This window comes from Bacillus sp. BB51/4 (genome assembly GCF_008368845.1).
In the GTDB taxonomy this organism is placed as follows: domain Bacteria; phylum Bacillota; class Bacilli; order Bacillales; family Bacillaceae_G; genus Bacillus_A; species Bacillus_A wiedmannii.
Genome location: NZ_QOSC01000035.1, coordinates 1 through 14,700, shown reverse-complemented (window position 1 = coordinate 14,700; position 14,700 = coordinate 1). Strand labels below are relative to the sequence as shown.

Annotated in this window: 16 protein-coding genes, 1 tRNA gene, 1 other RNA gene and 1 other annotated feature; of the genes, 14 read left to right on the top strand and 4 right to left on the bottom strand. The window is 37.1% G+C overall.

The features are described 5' to 3' along the window. Positions 1 to 18 precede the first annotated feature (18 nt). Positions 19 to 1,020 carry a YaaC family protein gene (locus tag DN392_RS29550; protein ID WP_071742855.1) on the bottom strand — a complete coding sequence of 334 codons (1,002 nt, stop codon included), beginning with the start codon at positions 1,018 to 1,020 and terminating at the stop codon, positions 19 to 21. Between the two features lie 115 nt (positions 1,021 to 1,135). On the opposite strand from DN392_RS29550, the gene guaB reads away from it, so the two are divergent. The 7 genes from guaB to DN392_RS29515 all read left to right on the top strand — a co-directional run bounded on the left by guaB (position 1,136) and on the right by DN392_RS29515 (position 8,091). Next, on the top strand, positions 1,136 to 2,599 hold the full coding sequence (gene guaB, locus DN392_RS29545; protein ID WP_000264076.1) for an IMP dehydrogenase: 1,464 nt from the start codon (positions 1,136 to 1,138) through the stop codon (positions 2,597 to 2,599). Between the two features lie 113 nt (positions 2,600 to 2,712). Then, positions 2,713 to 4,023, top strand: a complete 1,311-nt coding sequence (locus DN392_RS29540; protein ID WP_131233790.1) for a D-alanyl-D-alanine carboxypeptidase family protein — start codon at positions 2,713 to 2,715, stop codon at positions 4,021 to 4,023. Between the two features lie 161 nt (positions 4,024 to 4,184). Next, positions 4,185 to 5,072, top strand: a complete 888-nt coding sequence (pdxS, locus tag DN392_RS29535) for a pyridoxal 5'-phosphate synthase lyase subunit PdxS (protein ID WP_000186157.1) — start codon at positions 4,185 to 4,187, stop codon at positions 5,070 to 5,072. Positions 5,073 to 5,090: 18 nt separating this feature from the next. Then, a complete protein-coding gene (pdxT, locus tag DN392_RS29530) occupies positions 5,091 to 5,681 on the top strand; it encodes a pyridoxal 5'-phosphate synthase glutaminase subunit PdxT (protein WP_000238774.1) in 591 nt (196 codons plus the stop codon). 54 nt (positions 5,682 to 5,735) lie between these two features. Continuing rightward, positions 5,736 to 5,957: a binding site (T-box leader), on the top strand. A 51-nt stretch (positions 5,958 to 6,008) separates the two neighbouring features. Further along, positions 6,009 to 7,283: a serine--tRNA ligase gene (gene serS, locus DN392_RS29525; RefSeq protein WP_088321507.1), complete on the top strand. Its 1,275-nt coding sequence runs from the start codon at positions 6,009 to 6,011 to the stop codon at positions 7,281 to 7,283. 156 nt (positions 7,284 to 7,439) lie between these two features. Further along, positions 7,440 to 7,532, top strand: a tRNA-Ser gene (locus tag DN392_RS29520). Positions 7,533 to 7,698: 166 nt separating this feature from the next. Continuing rightward, positions 7,699 to 8,091: a sigma factor-like helix-turn-helix DNA-binding protein gene (locus DN392_RS29515; protein WP_000364198.1), complete on the top strand. Its 393-nt coding sequence runs from the start codon at positions 7,699 to 7,701 to the stop codon at positions 8,089 to 8,091. Positions 8,092 to 8,126: 35 nt separating this feature from the next. On the opposite strand, the gene DN392_RS29510 is transcribed toward DN392_RS29515, so the two are convergent. The 3 genes from DN392_RS29510 to DN392_RS29500 form a co-directional block, all read right to left on the bottom strand. Beyond that, positions 8,127 to 8,795, bottom strand: a complete 669-nt coding sequence (locus tag DN392_RS29510; protein ID WP_001053583.1) for a deoxynucleoside kinase — start codon at positions 8,793 to 8,795, stop codon at positions 8,127 to 8,129. 2 nt (positions 8,796 to 8,797) lie between these two features. After that, positions 8,798 to 9,433, bottom strand: a complete 636-nt coding sequence (locus DN392_RS29505; protein ID WP_000148206.1) for a deoxynucleoside kinase — start codon at positions 9,431 to 9,433, stop codon at positions 8,798 to 8,800. A gap of 125 nt (positions 9,434 to 9,558) precedes the next feature. Beyond that, entirely contained in the window at positions 9,559 to 10,098 is a 540-nt protein-coding gene (locus tag DN392_RS29500) for a cysteine hydrolase family protein (protein WP_000798743.1), read from the bottom strand. Between the two features lie 106 nt (positions 10,099 to 10,204). Here DN392_RS29500 and tadA point away from each other — a divergent pair, with 106 nt between their 5' ends. The 7 genes from tadA (at position 10,205) to DN392_RS29465 (ending at position 14,556) form a co-directional block, all read left to right on the top strand. Beyond that, complete coding sequence (tadA, locus tag DN392_RS29495) at positions 10,205 to 10,705, top strand: tRNA adenosine(34) deaminase TadA (protein WP_088321508.1); 501 nt, start codon at positions 10,205 to 10,207, stop codon at positions 10,703 to 10,705. An 80-nt stretch (positions 10,706 to 10,785) separates the two neighbouring features. Then, positions 10,786 to 11,050: signal recognition particle sRNA large type (gene ffs, locus DN392_RS29490), an RNA gene on the top strand. A 132-nt stretch (positions 11,051 to 11,182) separates the two neighbouring features. After that, positions 11,183 to 12,871 carry a DNA polymerase III subunit gamma/tau gene (gene dnaX / locus DN392_RS29485; RefSeq protein ID WP_000121581.1) on the top strand — a complete coding sequence of 563 codons (1,689 nt, stop codon included), beginning with the start codon at positions 11,183 to 11,185 and terminating at the stop codon, positions 12,869 to 12,871. Between the two features lie 25 nt (positions 12,872 to 12,896). After that, positions 12,897 to 13,223, top strand: a complete 327-nt coding sequence (locus DN392_RS29480) for a YbaB/EbfC family nucleoid-associated protein (protein ID WP_170771173.1) — start codon at positions 12,897 to 12,899, stop codon at positions 13,221 to 13,223. Positions 13,224 to 13,237: 14 nt separating this feature from the next. Next, positions 13,238 to 13,834 (top strand): recombination protein RecR, encoded by a 597-nt coding sequence (gene recR, locus DN392_RS29475; protein ID WP_000559168.1) that lies wholly within the window; start codon positions 13,238 to 13,240, stop codon positions 13,832 to 13,834. Positions 13,835 to 13,848: 14 nt separating this feature from the next. Beyond that, positions 13,849 to 14,070 (top strand): YaaL family protein, encoded by a 222-nt coding sequence (locus DN392_RS29470; protein ID WP_000466020.1) that lies wholly within the window; start codon positions 13,849 to 13,851, stop codon positions 14,068 to 14,070. A 216-nt stretch (positions 14,071 to 14,286) separates the two neighbouring features. After that, entirely contained in the window at positions 14,287 to 14,556 is a 270-nt protein-coding gene (locus DN392_RS29465) for a pro-sigmaK processing inhibitor BofA family protein (RefSeq protein ID WP_001089486.1), read from the top strand. Positions 14,557 to 14,700 lie beyond the last annotated feature (144 nt).

Here is a 14,700-nt window from a genome sequence, read left to right as displayed (position 1 = left end):
CTTTTGACTTGTGTTTTTTTATTTCCCATGAAATAGGCTCGGTTCTGTTAGTAAAAAAGACGAAATATAGTAAGGGATTTTTTGAGCAGAAATAGTAAGAAATTGATAAATAAATGGATAATCTTCAGAGCCATAGCTCCCAAGTAAATCATACCACCAATCTGTTTCGTATCTAGAAATCATACTTAAATTGTAGAGCAATAAATAATGAACAAGAAGTTCAGGTAATACTGGTTTAGGATTTCTCGGGTCAATTGGAATTGGTAAGTAATAAGTATCAGCAAGATATTCGTAGTATAAAGGCGTACTATATATAGGGTTCCACGACTGGATAGGAGCTGTAAAAAGCAGATTCGATTCGCTCGTTTTCCCGGAGACATGTTGTATGGATAAATGCTTACAAGTTGATTCAATGTAACGTGAAAATCTTTCTGTAGTCATATGAAGTCGATCTAGTATGTTGGCCGAAAAGAAAAGTTCATTTGTATTTGTTGAATCGATTTTATATAAAGTGGCCCCTCTTTGACTATAGCGAAATAAATTTTGTAATTCAGGAATATTTCCCATTAGATCTAGCATGTTAAACTTCTCTGCTTCTAAGTGTTTCATGTGAAACAGCTGTTCTGCAATATGAGTAAATAATCCATTTTTTTGTACCTTCACCTCATCTTCTAAAAATTGATACCCCTGTTTTTTTCGTTTACGAGTCGTAACACCATGAGCTAAAACAGTAGTGGATTCTGGATAGTTAGGATCAATAGTTAGTAAGCAGGCTTTAAAAAGTTGGCTCATTCCATAAAACAATAACATTGGCTGAATCGAAAAGGGGGCCACCTTATATAATTCATAATAGTTTTTCCCGTGTTCTAAGTAATAAATAAAGGGATAACAATTTTCGAAACTTTTTTTTTCAGCATCTTGTATGGAGGATTTTTCATAGCAACGGGCAAGATAACGTTGAACATTTTGAGATGAAAAGAAGAAACTTAATTGCTGCCAAGTACAATGTGTTTGATGCATATATTACGCTCCTTTTATTGTCTAAAAATTCTAACATATATATACGTCCTTGACAGTATTTTAACCAATTGATAAGCTACTAATAATAATTTCTGGTATCATGGGGGGAACAATTATGTGGGAATCTAAATTTGTTAAAGAAGGTTTGACTTTTGATGACGTATTACTTGTACCAGCAAAGTCAGATGTACTACCAAGAGAAGTAAGTGTTAAAACAGTTTTATCTGAAAGCTTACAGTTAAATATCCCGTTAATTAGTGCAGGAATGGATACAGTAACAGAAGCTGATATGGCTATTGCAATGGCTCGTCAAGGCGGTTTAGGAATTATTCATAAAAACATGTCTATTGAACAACAAGCGGAGCAAGTTGATAAAGTAAAACGTTCTGAAAGTGGCGTTATTTCAGATCCTTTCTTTTTAACTCCAGAACATCAAGTGTATGATGCAGAGCATCTTATGGGAAAATACCGTATCTCAGGTGTACCGGTTGTAAATAATTTAGACGAGCGAAAATTAGTTGGTATTATTACAAACCGTGATATGCGTTTTATCCAAGACTACTCAATCAAAATTTCCGACGTAATGACAAAAGAAAAGCTAATTACAGCTCCAGTTGGTACAACGCTGGAAGAAGCTGAAAAGATCCTACAAAAGTACAAAATTGAAAAACTCCCTCTCGTTGATAACAACGGTGTATTACAAGGGCTTATTACAATAAAAGATATTGAAAAAGTAATTGAATTCCCAAATTCTGCGAAGGATAAGCAAGGACGCTTATTAGTTGGAGCAGCGGTTGGTGTAACGGCTGATGCAATGCTTCGTATCGACGCATTAGTAAAAGCTAGCGTAGATGCAATCGTACTTGATACAGCTCATGGACATTCTCAAGGTGTTATTGATAAAGTGAAAGAAGTTCGTGCGAAATATCCATCACTAAATATTATCGCTGGAAATGTTGCTACTGCTGAAGCAACGAAAGCATTAATTGAAGCAGGTGCAAACGTAGTTAAAGTTGGTATTGGACCAGGCTCTATTTGTACGACACGCGTTGTAGCTGGCGTGGGTGTACCACAATTAACAGCAGTTTATGATTGTGCAACAGAAGCTCGTAAACACGGTATTCCAGTTATTGCTGATGGTGGTGTTAAGTACTCTGGTGACATGGTAAAAGCTTTAGCAGCAGGAGCACACGTTGTTATGCTAGGTAGTATGTTTGCTGGTGTTGCTGAAAGCCCTGGAGAAACTGAAATTTATCAAGGTCGTCAATTCAAAGTATATCGTGGTATGGGTTCTGTCGGAGCGATGGAAAAAGGAAGTAAAGACCGTTACTTCCAAGAAGGAAATAAAAAACTTGTTCCAGAAGGTATTGAAGGTCGAGTACCATATAAAGGACCTTTAGCAGATACAGTTCATCAATTAGTTGGTGGATTACGTGCCGGTATGGGATATTGCGGAGCGCAGAATTTAGAATTCTTACGTGAGAATGCACAATTCATTCGTATGTCAGGTGCTGGTTTACGTGAAAGCCACCCTCATCACGTACAAATTACAAAAGAGGCTCCAAACTACTCATTGTAATGTCTTATATACAAATAGACGGAGATTTGATATCTCTGTCTATTTTTTTTTGATTATGTTAGAATAACGGTTATGTGAGTACATAGATATTGGGGGTAGCAAAAGTGAAAGGTATGTTTTGCAAAAGATTCATTGCTTTAGTAACAATGCTTACACTAGCTTGTAGTATGTTGTTACCATATAGCAATGCATCAGCAGAAACAGGAGCTGCTTTAAGCATTGAAGCAGGTGCAGCAATTTTAGTTGAAGCGAATTCTGGGAAAATTTTATATCAAAAGAATGCAGATGAATTATTATCAATTGCTAGTATGACAAAGATGATGAGTGAATATTTAGTTCATGAAGCAGTGGATAAAGGAAAACTTAAGTGGGATCAAAAAATTAAGGTTTCTGAATATGCGTATAAAGTTTCGCAAGATCGTTCATTATCGAATGTGCCGCTACGAAACGGTGATTCTTATACAGTAAAAGAGTTATATGAGGCAATGGCAATTTATTCTGCTAATGGTGCAACGATAGCTTTAGCTGAAGCAGTTGCTGGAAAAGAAGTAGACTTTGTAAAAATGATGAACGATAAGTCGAAAGAGCTTGGATTAAAAACTTACAAGTTTGTAAATTCTACTGGCTTAACAAACAAAGATTTAAAAGGACAGCATCCTGAAGGAACAACTCCGGATGAAGAAAATAAAATGGCTGCGAGAGATGTAGCAATTTTAGCACAACGCCTTATTCAAGATTTCCCTAAAACATTAGATACAGCTAAAATTTCAAAAAAGACGTTCCGTGAAGGTACTACGGATCGAATTGACATGATTAACTGGAACTGGATGTTACCAGGTTTATCTAAGGTATATGCGGGTGTAGATGGCCTGAAAACAGGTTCAACTCCAGAAGCAGGGGATTGCTTCACTGGTACAATTGAAAAAGATGGTATGCGTTTTATTTCTGTAGTTATTAAAACGAAGTCTCGTGATGCACGCTTTGATGAGACAAAGAAACTATATGATTATGGATTTGCTAATTTTGAAATGAAGAAACTGTATAAAAAAGATTCTTCAGTAAAAGGACAAGAAACAGTACGAGTAGAAAATGCTAAAGATAAAGATGTAGCAGTTCAAACAAAACAAGCTGTTTCACTTCCAGTGCCAAAAGGAAGTAAAGATGTTTATAAAACAGAATTAAAAGAAGCAAATAAGGGACAAGAAGCACCTATTAAAAAGGGAGCTGCACTTGGCCAAATGGTAATCACACCAAAAGATGCGAATGATCCTGGGTTTTTATCTGGTAAGTCATTACAAATAGATCTTGTAACAACGTCTGCAGTAGAGGAAGCGAATTGGTTTACTCGCTCTATGCGCGGAATTGGCTCTTTCTTTAGTGGTATATGGAATAGTGCTGTTGATACAGTAAAAGGTTGGTTTTAAAAGCTCCTCATTGTAGGGGCTTTTTCTTATTCCTATTTTTCATACCGACTTTATGAAAAAGTAGTAGACAAGCATCTGATAGTTAGTGGTAGAATGTAAGAGTATTCTTAATTTTCGCCTTTAACGGGGAAAAGCAATTCACCTAGGGGGGTTTTTGTAACATGACAAATGTAACAGGGACAGAACGTGTAAAACGTGGAATGGCAGAAATGCAAAAAGGCGGCGTTATTATGGACGTAATTAACGCTGAACAAGCAAAAATTGCAGAAGAGGCAGGCGCAGTTGCTGTTATGGCACTAGAGCGTGTACCAGCAGATATTCGTGCAGCAGGTGGCGTTTCTCGTATGGCAGACCCAACAATTGTTGAAGAAGTTATGGGCGCTGTTTCAATTCCGGTTATGGCAAAATGCCGTATCGGTCATCTTGTAGAAGCACGTGTATTAGAATCATTAGGGGTAGACTATATCGATGAGAGTGAAGTATTAACTCCTGCTGATGAAGTATACCATTTAAATAAACGTGATTACACAGTTCCGTTTGTATGTGGTTGCCGTGATATCGGAGAAGCTGCGCGTCGTATTGCAGAAGGTGCATCTATGCTTCGTACAAAAGGTGAACCAGGAACAGGAAACATTGTAGAGGCAGTGCGTCATATGCGCCAAGTCAATGCAGAAATCCGTCAAGTTGCAAGTCTACGTGAAGATGAGTTAATGACATATGCAAAAAACACTGGTGCTCCTTATGAAGTACTACTTGAAATTAAACGCCTTGGTCGTTTGCCAGTTGTAAACTTCGCAGCAGGTGGTGTAGCAACACCAGCAGATGCAGCGTTAATGATGCAACTTGGTGCGGATGGTGTATTCGTAGGATCTGGTATCTTCAAATCAGAAAATCCAGAGAAATTTGCACGCGCAATCGTTGAAGCGACGACTCATTATGAGGATTACGAACTAATTGCAAGCCTTTCTAAAGGATTAGGTAATGCAATGAAAGGTATCGAAATTTCAACGTTATTACCAGAACAACGCATGCAAGAGCGTGGATGGTAATTGAAGGAGAACTTTAAAATGGTGAAAATCGGTGTACTAGGTCTTCAAGGTGCAGTTCGTGAGCATATAAAATCAGTTGAAGCAAGTGGTGCAGAAGCTGTTGTTGTAAAGCGTGTAGAGCAACTTGAAGAGATTGATGGTCTTATTTTACCAGGCGGTGAAAGTACAACAATGCGCCGTCTTATTGATAAGTATGCTTTCATGGAACCACTTCGTACATTCGCGAAGTCTGGTAAACCAATGTTTGGTACATGTGCAGGTATGATTCTTCTTGCAAAAACACTTATTGGCTATGAAGAAGCACATATTGGTGCTATGGATATTACAGTAGAACGCAATGCGTTCGGACGCCAAAAAGATAGCTTTGAAGTCGCACTTTCAATTAAAGGTGTAGGAGAAGAATTTATTGGTGTATTTATCCGTGCTCCGTATGTTGTAAATGTAGCTGATGATGTTGAAGTACTTTCTACACATGGTGACCGAATGGTAGCAGTAAAACAAAATCAGTTTTTAGCTGCTTCATTCCATCCGGAATTAACGGATGATCATCGTGTCACAGCATACTTTGTAGAAATGGTAAAAGAAGCGAAAATGAAAAAAGTTGTATAAGTAACTTGCAACTTGTATAAGATTATAGTAAATTGATGGTAACAATTTTATAAAATAAGCGTGTTGATAGGAAGTAGTAACAAATGCCGTTTCTTATAGAGAGTCGATGGTTGGTGGAAATCGATAGAAACAGTTTGTGAATCCATCCTGGAATGGAATGTGGAATATCTTTATGATTAGTAAACATTCCCGGTGAAGAGCCGTTATTTCTACTTGAGAGGAAGGCGGTAATGCTTTCAACTAGGGTGGCAACGCGGGTTAACTCCCGTCCCTTTATATAGGGACGGGAGTTTTTTGTGTTTTATAAAATAAAAGGAGGAGTATATAATGCTTGATATTAAATTTTTACGTACAAATTTTGAAGAAGTAAAAGCAAAGTTACAGCATAGAGGCGAAGATTTAACTGATTTTGGTCGCTTTGAAGAGCTGGATACGAGAAGAAGAGAATTACTTGTTCAAACAGAGGAACTAAAAAGTAAACGTAACGAAGTATCTCAACAAATTTCTGTATTGAAGCGCGAAAAGAAAGATGCAGAAGCTCTAATTCTAGAAATGCGTGAAGTTGGAGAAAAAGTAAAAGATCTTGATAATGAACTTCGTACAGTTGAAGAAGATTTAGAAAGATTAATGTTATCTATTCCAAATATTCCTCATGAATCTGCTCCAGTTGGTGAAACAGAAGATGATAATGTAGTAGCACGTACTTGGGGAGAAGTGAAAGAATTTGCTTATCAACCAAAACCACATTGGGATCTTGCTACAGATTTAGGAATTTTAGATTTTGAGCGTGCTGGGAAGGTAACAGGAAGCCGCTTCGTATTCTATAAAGGTGCTGGCGCGAGATTAGAGCGTGCTTTAATTAGCTTTATGCTTGATCTTCATACTGACGAGCATGGATACGAAGAAGTATTACCTCCGTATATGGTAAACCGTGCAAGTATGACAGGAACAGGACAACTTCCGAAATTTGAAGAAGATGCATTCCGTATTGAAAGTGAAGATTACTTCTTAATTCCAACAGCTGAAGTACCTGTAACGAACATGCACCGTGATGAAATCTTAAATAAAGAGCAACTGCCTATACGATATGCTGCATTTAGCTCTTGTTTCCGTTCTGAAGCAGGTTCAGCTGGCCGTGATACACGTGGCTTAATTCGTCAGCATCAGTTCAATAAAGTAGAGCTTGTAAAGTTCGTAAAACCAGAAGATTCTTATGAAGAGTTAGAAAAACTAACAAATGATGCAGAACGCGTGTTACAATTATTAGAGTTGCCATATCGCGTTATGAGCATGTGCACAGGCGATTTAGGATTTACAGCAGCGAAGAAATACGATATCGAAGTATGGATTCCAAGCTATGGCACATATCGTGAGATTTCTTCTTGTAGTAATTTTGAGGCTTTCCAAGCGAGACGTGCAAATATCCGTTTCCGTCGTGAGCCAAACGGAAAACCAGAACATGTTCATACATTAAATGGATCTGGTCTTGCAATTGGACGTACGGTGGCAGCTATTTTAGAGAACTACCAACAAGAAGATGGTACAATTATAATTCCAGAAGTTCTTCGCCCTTATATGGGAGGAAAAACAGTTATTAAGTAAATTTATAAACATTCATCGGTATGAGTGATTGGTAATTATGAGCGTTGTCAGTACTATAATGTAGGAGAGGAAAAGTAAAATTTTCCTTTCCTCATAATTTATTTTAGTAGGGTTGACTAACTGTTTTTCTTTTGATATTATATTTGATGTCAATATGGAGGTATACCCAAGTCTGGCTGAAGGGATCGGTCTTGAAAACCGACAGGCGGCGAGAGTCGCGCGGGGGTTCGAATCCCTCTACCTCCTCCAGATATAATTGACAACAGCGCATATAAGTGGAGATTGGAGAACTCGTTACCAACACGTAACGAGTTTTTATTTTAAAACCAATCATAAAGTATGGTGTAAGGCGATTTTGTCCTTATTACACACTCATATTCCGATGATTATCTTCATAGATATGAAAGGAGTCAACATGGATCTTATTATACAAACGTTTCCTTTAGATGGAAAAACTTTATATTATGTACAATGTCCTGTCTGTAAGAACAATAGAATTTTAAACAGTGGTGCAAATGTGTCACGCATTATAAGCGATGATACATTCCGTAAACTTTGTGGTTGCACTTGTGATGTAAAGCAAACTGCGACAAAAGTAGAGGCGCCAAAAAAAGTTGAAAAAGCAGCTGTAAAGAAAGAAGCAGCTCCAAAACGTACAGGTAAAGTATTAACAGCAGTGATTAACGGGAAAGAAATGACTGTTAAAGAGATTGCTGAAACATACGATATTAGTACAAGTACTGTTCGTCAGCGTATTAACGCTGGAAAACCTGAGAGTGAAATTATTGCTCCGACAAAAAAGAAGTAATTTAATAGAAAAACCCGTGCGTATGCACGGGTTTTTTATTTTACAAGTTTACGTGTTTGTTTTAAAAAATGGCCAATTTTTTTAATGATTGGTTCAATTGAATCACCATCTTTTAAAATATCGTATTCATTAATGTTTAATCGTAAAACAGGGCATGCATTAAAGTTATTAATCCAGTTTTCGTAACGGCCATGCATCTCTTTCCAATACTCAATTGGTGTTTGTTGTTCCATCGGACGTCCGCGTTCTTGGATACGATCAACAATATCATCGAAAGAACCTTCTAAGTAAATTAATAAATCAGGATGAGGGAAGTAAGGAGTCATGACCATAGCGTCAAATAAACCTTTGTATGTTTCATAATCAGTTTCCGTCATTGTACCTTTTTCATGATGCATCTTTGCAAAAATTCCAGTGTCTTCATAGATAGAGCGATCTTGAACAAAACCGCCACCGTATTCAAAAATTCTTTTTTGTTCTTTAAATCGTTCTGCTAAAAAGTACACTTGCAAGTGGAAGCTCCAGCGTGTGAAATCAGCATAGAACTTGTCCAAATACGGGTTTGAATCTACCTTTTCAAATGATGTGCGATAACCTAAAGCGTTAGCTAATGCAGTTGTCATAGTTGATTTTCCGACACCTACTGTTCCAGCAATAGTGATTACTGCGTCATTTGGTATATCATATTTTTGCCTTAAATTCATTGTTATTCCGACTCCTTTAAGAGAGTATTTTGAAGGGCGGATAGGATGACGTTTAAATCATCAGGATTTTTTACAAAATCCATATCGTCTCCGTTAAATTTTAATACTGGGATATCTGGATGATCCTTTTTAAAAGTATCCATTGCTGTTTCGTAATCTTTTGTGAGCTGTAGTAAGTAATTTGGATCCATGTTTTTTTCGAATTCTCTTCCGCGCATCGCAATTCGTGTTTGTAATGTTTCCAAGCTAGCTGTTAAATAAACGATAACGTTTGGTACAGGCATATCTTGTGTAAGGATACGATAGATTTTCATGTACTTGTCATATTGAGAATTCTTTAATGTACGGGATGCGAAAATTAAATTTTTAAATATATGATAATCCGCTACTACTGGTTTCCTTTGATTCAAATACTTTATGTTAATATCTTCTAATTGTTTGTATCTATTACAAAGAAAGAACATCTCTGTTTGAAAACTCCATTCGTCGATGTCTTCATAGAATTTTCCTAAAAAAGGATTCTCATCAACAATTTCTTTTAGTAAGTGGAGTTGCATGTGAGTTGAAATTGCCTTCGCAAGTGAGGTTTTTCCAACACCAATTGGTCCTTCAACCGTGATAAATGGTACTCCGGTCACGCTGTTTCCTCCTTTCAATCAGTGATTTACCGTGACTACTAAAAACACAAAACAGAATTATTGTAGCACAGGAGGGAAGCGAGCGGGTTAATTTGATATAAAAAGTTAGAAAATAAATATATGTATTAATTAATTTTTATTTGAGATGACGGTACTATATTTGCTTTTAATGTGGCTTCCATTATTTTTAAAGCATGCAGATTATCCTGATCATGATTAGAGGCAATACAGTCCTGTGGTACATACAGTGTATAATTTCTCATATGAGCATCGTTAGCTGTAAAGAGGATACATATATTCCCGGCGACTCCTGTCAATATTAGATTTTCTATTTTTAAATAGCCTAATAAAGAATTTAAAGGTGTTTCATAAAAGGCAGAGTAATGTGGTTTAATAAAAATGTAATCATCAGTATTTGGAGCAATCTTATGAATGATATTTTCACTATACTCATTTGTACAATGAGTAATTAGTTGGTCAATATCAGATCTCCAAAGTTGATAATGGTCATTAACATAAATTATGGGGTAGCCAAAGGATTTCATTGTTTTCTTTAATTGTAAAATAGGGTTTGTTATAATTTCGCATTTTTTGGCTAGGGTGGGCCCGTGAGAAAATTGAAAATCATTAATCATATCGATAATGAGTAAGGCAGTATTCTTCATATGTAATCCCCTCTCTTTTTTATTAGGGTGGATTGAATTTGTAAAAGTTATCCCATGTGCAGTAAATGGAAATAAGTGTATTTTATTTGAGGGAAAGGACTATGGTATGGAACACGATCAAGATATTTATTTTATGCAGTTAGCAATAGAAGAGGCTAAAAAAGCAGAGGCAATACAAGAAGTACCGATTGGTGCAGTTATAGTGTTAGATGGTGAAGTAATTAGTGTTGCTCATAATTTAAGAGAAACTGAACAAAGATCAATAGCTCACGCTGAGTTATTAGCTATTGATGAGGCGTGCAAAAAATTAGGGACATGGCGTTTAGAAGATGCGACGTTATATGTAACATTAGAGCCTTGTCCGATGTGTGCGGGTGGAATTGTTTTATCACGAGTGAAGCGAGTTGTATATGGTGCAAGTGATCCGAAAGGTGGATGTGCAGGGACTTTGATGAATCTTTTAACGGATGAACGCTTTAATCATCGATGCGAGGTAGTTGCTGGTGTATTAGAAGAAGAATGCGGTACTTTGTTAACAAACTTTTTTAGAGAGCTTCGTAAAAAAAGAAAAGCGATAAAAAAATTAGAGAAAAGTAACGAGAATTAACGTATTTGCATTTTGTAAAAAAACAAGTTATACTGATAATGCCTTTTAATGAAGGCAACCGAATATTGGTTTTAACTTTGCCGTGCTAAGCGGGGAGGTAGCGGTGCCCTATACTCGCAATCCGCTCTAGCGAGGCCGAATCCCTTCTCGAGGTTATGCTGCTGTAAGGTCTGCCTTAAGTAAGTGGTGTTGACGTTTGGGTCCTGCGCAACGGGACCCCGTGAACCTTGTCAGGTCCGGAAGGAAGCAGCAATAAGCGGGTCTTCTCGTGTGCCGCAGGAGTGCCTGAACCGAGCTAACTGCTTGAGTAACGCTTATGGTACGTAATCGACAGAAGGTGCACGGCAGTTATATATGTATACAAAACTCACCTTAATACTAAGGTGGGTTTTTTGTATAGAAAATAACTTTTGGAATCTATAAACAGAATGGGTTATAATAAATAAGATAATAACCTTTGAGGGAGGCCGTATTTTCGTGTCATACCAAGCGTTATACCGAACATGGAGACCGCAAAAATTTGAAGATGTAGTTGGTCAAAAGCACGTGACAAAAACGTTGCAAAATGCCCTTCTTCAAGAGAAAGTTTCACATGCTTATTTATTTTCTGGGCCGAGGGGAACAGGAAAAACGACAATTGCAAAAGTATTTGCAAAAGCAATCAACTGTGAACATGCTCCGGTAGCTGAACCTTGTAATGAATGTCCTTCTTGTTTGGGGATTACACAAGGATCTATTTCAGATGTATTAGAAATTGATGCGGCTTCAAATAACGGTGTAGATGAAATTCGAGATATTAGAGATAAAGTAAAATATGCTCCAAGTGCTGTAGAATATAAAGTATACATTATTGATGAAGTCCACATGCTTTCTATGGGTGCCTTCAATGCGCTTTTAAAAACGTTAGAAGAGCCGCCGGGACACGTCATCTTTATTTTGGCGACAACAGAACCACATAAGATTCCGCCTACAATCATTTCACGTTGCCAGCGTTTTGAATTTCGAAAAATATCAGTAAATGATATTGTTGAGAGATTATCGACGGTTGTGACGAATGAAGGTACGCAAGTAGAAGATGAGGCGTTACAAATTGTTGCGCGTGCCGCTGAAGGTGGTATGCGTGATGCGCTTAGTCTTATTGATCAGGCAATATCTTATAGTGATGAGACAGTTACGACAGAAGATGTATTAGCTGTGACAGGTTCTGTTTCCCAGCAATACTTAGGTAACTTAGTAGAATGTATACGTGAAAATGATGTATCAAGAGCATTACGTATCATAGATGAGATGATGGGTAAAGGGAAAGATCCAGTTCGTTTTATGGAGGATTTCATTTACTATTATCGCGATATGCTTTTATATCAAACCTCACCACAACTGGAACATATGTTGGAACGAGTAATGGTAGATGAGCAATTCCGGATGTTAAGTGAAGAAATGCAACCGGAAGTAATCTATGAAATCATTCATACTCTTAGTAAGGGACAACAGGAAATGAAGTGGACAAATCATCCGCGAATTTTCTTAGAAGTTGTTATGGTACAACTGTGTCAACAGTTTATGATGCAAGCGAACGGTGCAGATCGTTTACAAGCAATTATGAACAGGATGCAGCAATTGGAGAAAGAGTTAGAACAAGTCAAAAAGAATGGTGTGCCGGCTGGTGTGCAGCAAGAAGTCAGAGAGACACGTGCAACACCAAAGCCAGTGCGTACAGGGAGTATGAAAATTCCTGTTGGACGCGTAAATGAAGTGTTAAAGCAAGCAAAGCGTCAGGATTTAGAACAATTAAAAGCTGTGTGGGGTGAGTTGTTAGGAAGACTCAAATCATACAACAAAGTAGCGTTTGCTGTTTTATTAGAAAATAGCGAACCGGTAGCGGCTTCGGATGATACTTACGTTTTAGCATTTCAATATGAGATTCACTGTAAAATGGCAAGCGAAAACCGAGAAGCTATGGATACAGTGGAACAGGCCTTATTTGAACTGTTAAGTAAAAGATTAAATATGATTGCCATTCCAAAAAGTGAATGGGGTAAAATCCGTGAAGATTTTTTACAGCGTGAAGGCGAGAATTCTGAAGAAAGCCCAGAGAAAAAAGAAGATCCTCTTATAGAAGAGGCAGTAAAATTAGTAGGGCAAGAACTTATTGAAATAAAAGAGTAATAATAATTAGGAGGAATTAATTATGATGCGTGGCGGAATGGGAAATATGAATAATATGATGAAACAAATGCAAAAGATGCAAAAAGATATGGCAAAAGCGCAAGAAGAACTTGGCGAAAAAACAGTTGAAGGTACAGCTGGCGGCGGTATGGTCACAGTTATTGCAAATGGCCATAAGCAAATTCTTGAAGTGAAAGTTAAAGAAGAAGTTGTAGATCCAGAAGATATCGAAATGTTACAAGACTTAGTGTTAGCTGCAACGAATGATGCACTTAAAAAAGCTGATGAACTTTCAAACTCTACAATGGGTAAATTTACAAAAGGCTTAAACTTACCAGGTGGAATGTTCTAGGAGGATACTGATATATGCATTATCCAGAACCGATATCGAAATTAATTGATAGTTTTATGAAGTTGCCAGGAATCGGACCGAAAACAGCGGTTCGCTTGGCATTTTTCGTATTAGATATGAAAGAAGATGATGTGTTAGGTTTTGCAAAAGCACTTGTGAATGCGAAGCGAGATTTAGCGTATTGTTCTGTATGCGGACATATTACTGACCGCGATCCTTGTTATATTTGTAATGATTCGCATCGAGATCAGTCGATTGTTTGTGTTGTGCAGGAACCGAAAGATGTAATCGCAATGGAAAAGATGAAAGAGTATCAAGGTGTATATCATGTGTTACGTGGTGCGATTTCTCCAATGGAGGGAATTGGACCGGAAGACATTAATATCCCGCAACTTTTAAAGCGACTGCATGATGAAACGGTACAAGAAGTGATACTAGCAACAAACCCTAATATTGAAGGGGAAGCTACAGCGATGTATATATCCCGCCTCTTAAAGCCGACAGGTATTAAAGTAACTCGTATTGCACATGGTCTGCCAGTTGGTGGAGATTTAGAATATGCAGATGAAGTGACACTGTCGAAAGCGTTAGAAGGTCGTAGAGAAGTATAAGAGGAGAAACAAAAATGTTCTTTCAAAAAAAGGGTAAATTGCGTAAAGAGTATGATGATAAGCTAATTGTACTATTAGAAAAAGTGAAGAATGAATGGTTACGTCAGAAGAGAATGGTTGAACAAAGTGTGGAACCATCTCAAGATGTACTTTGTTCTTTGAAAATAGCAGAGGCGAAATATTTCTTCTTGTTAAAAGAAGCAAAACGTCGTCCTGTAAAAATGGAACAATGGTAAAAGGTTCTGCTGAAAAAGCAGAACCTTTTATTTTATTTATTAAATATTTAGTGGTTACTTCGTTTGGAAAGAAAGATTAATGGTTTTTATGAAGAAAGTGTTGCCGAATGAAGATTAACAAGATAAAACAACTGGATTCGTAGGGGAAATGTTCTTTTTTATCGCCTTGTCCCATACAAATAAATATGTATAGATCACTTTCATAAGGAGGAAAAAATGAATTCTACAGTTGTTATTGTCGGTATTCTTACTTTAGTTTTTATCTTTCTTGTTTTTGGTGTTTCTTCTAAGCCGTTACGTTTTATAGGAAAAGCGCTCTTTCATGTTACTTTAGGGATAGCATTACTCTTTATCGTAAATGTTGTAGGAACATATTTTGATTTTCATATTCCAATTAACTTGGGAACCGCAACAATCACAAGTATATTAGGCCTACCTGGTGTTGCTGCATTAGTGGTTATTAAGCTTTATATCATGCCAAGATAAAATTATTTTGGCATTTTTTTAAAAAGTATTGACGAACAAATGATTAATATGGTAAATTAATAAGCGTCGTCAGGAACGAAAGAAAAAAGTTGTTGACAAATTTAATGCAAAATGTTAAATTGTAAAAGTCGCTGAAACGCGATG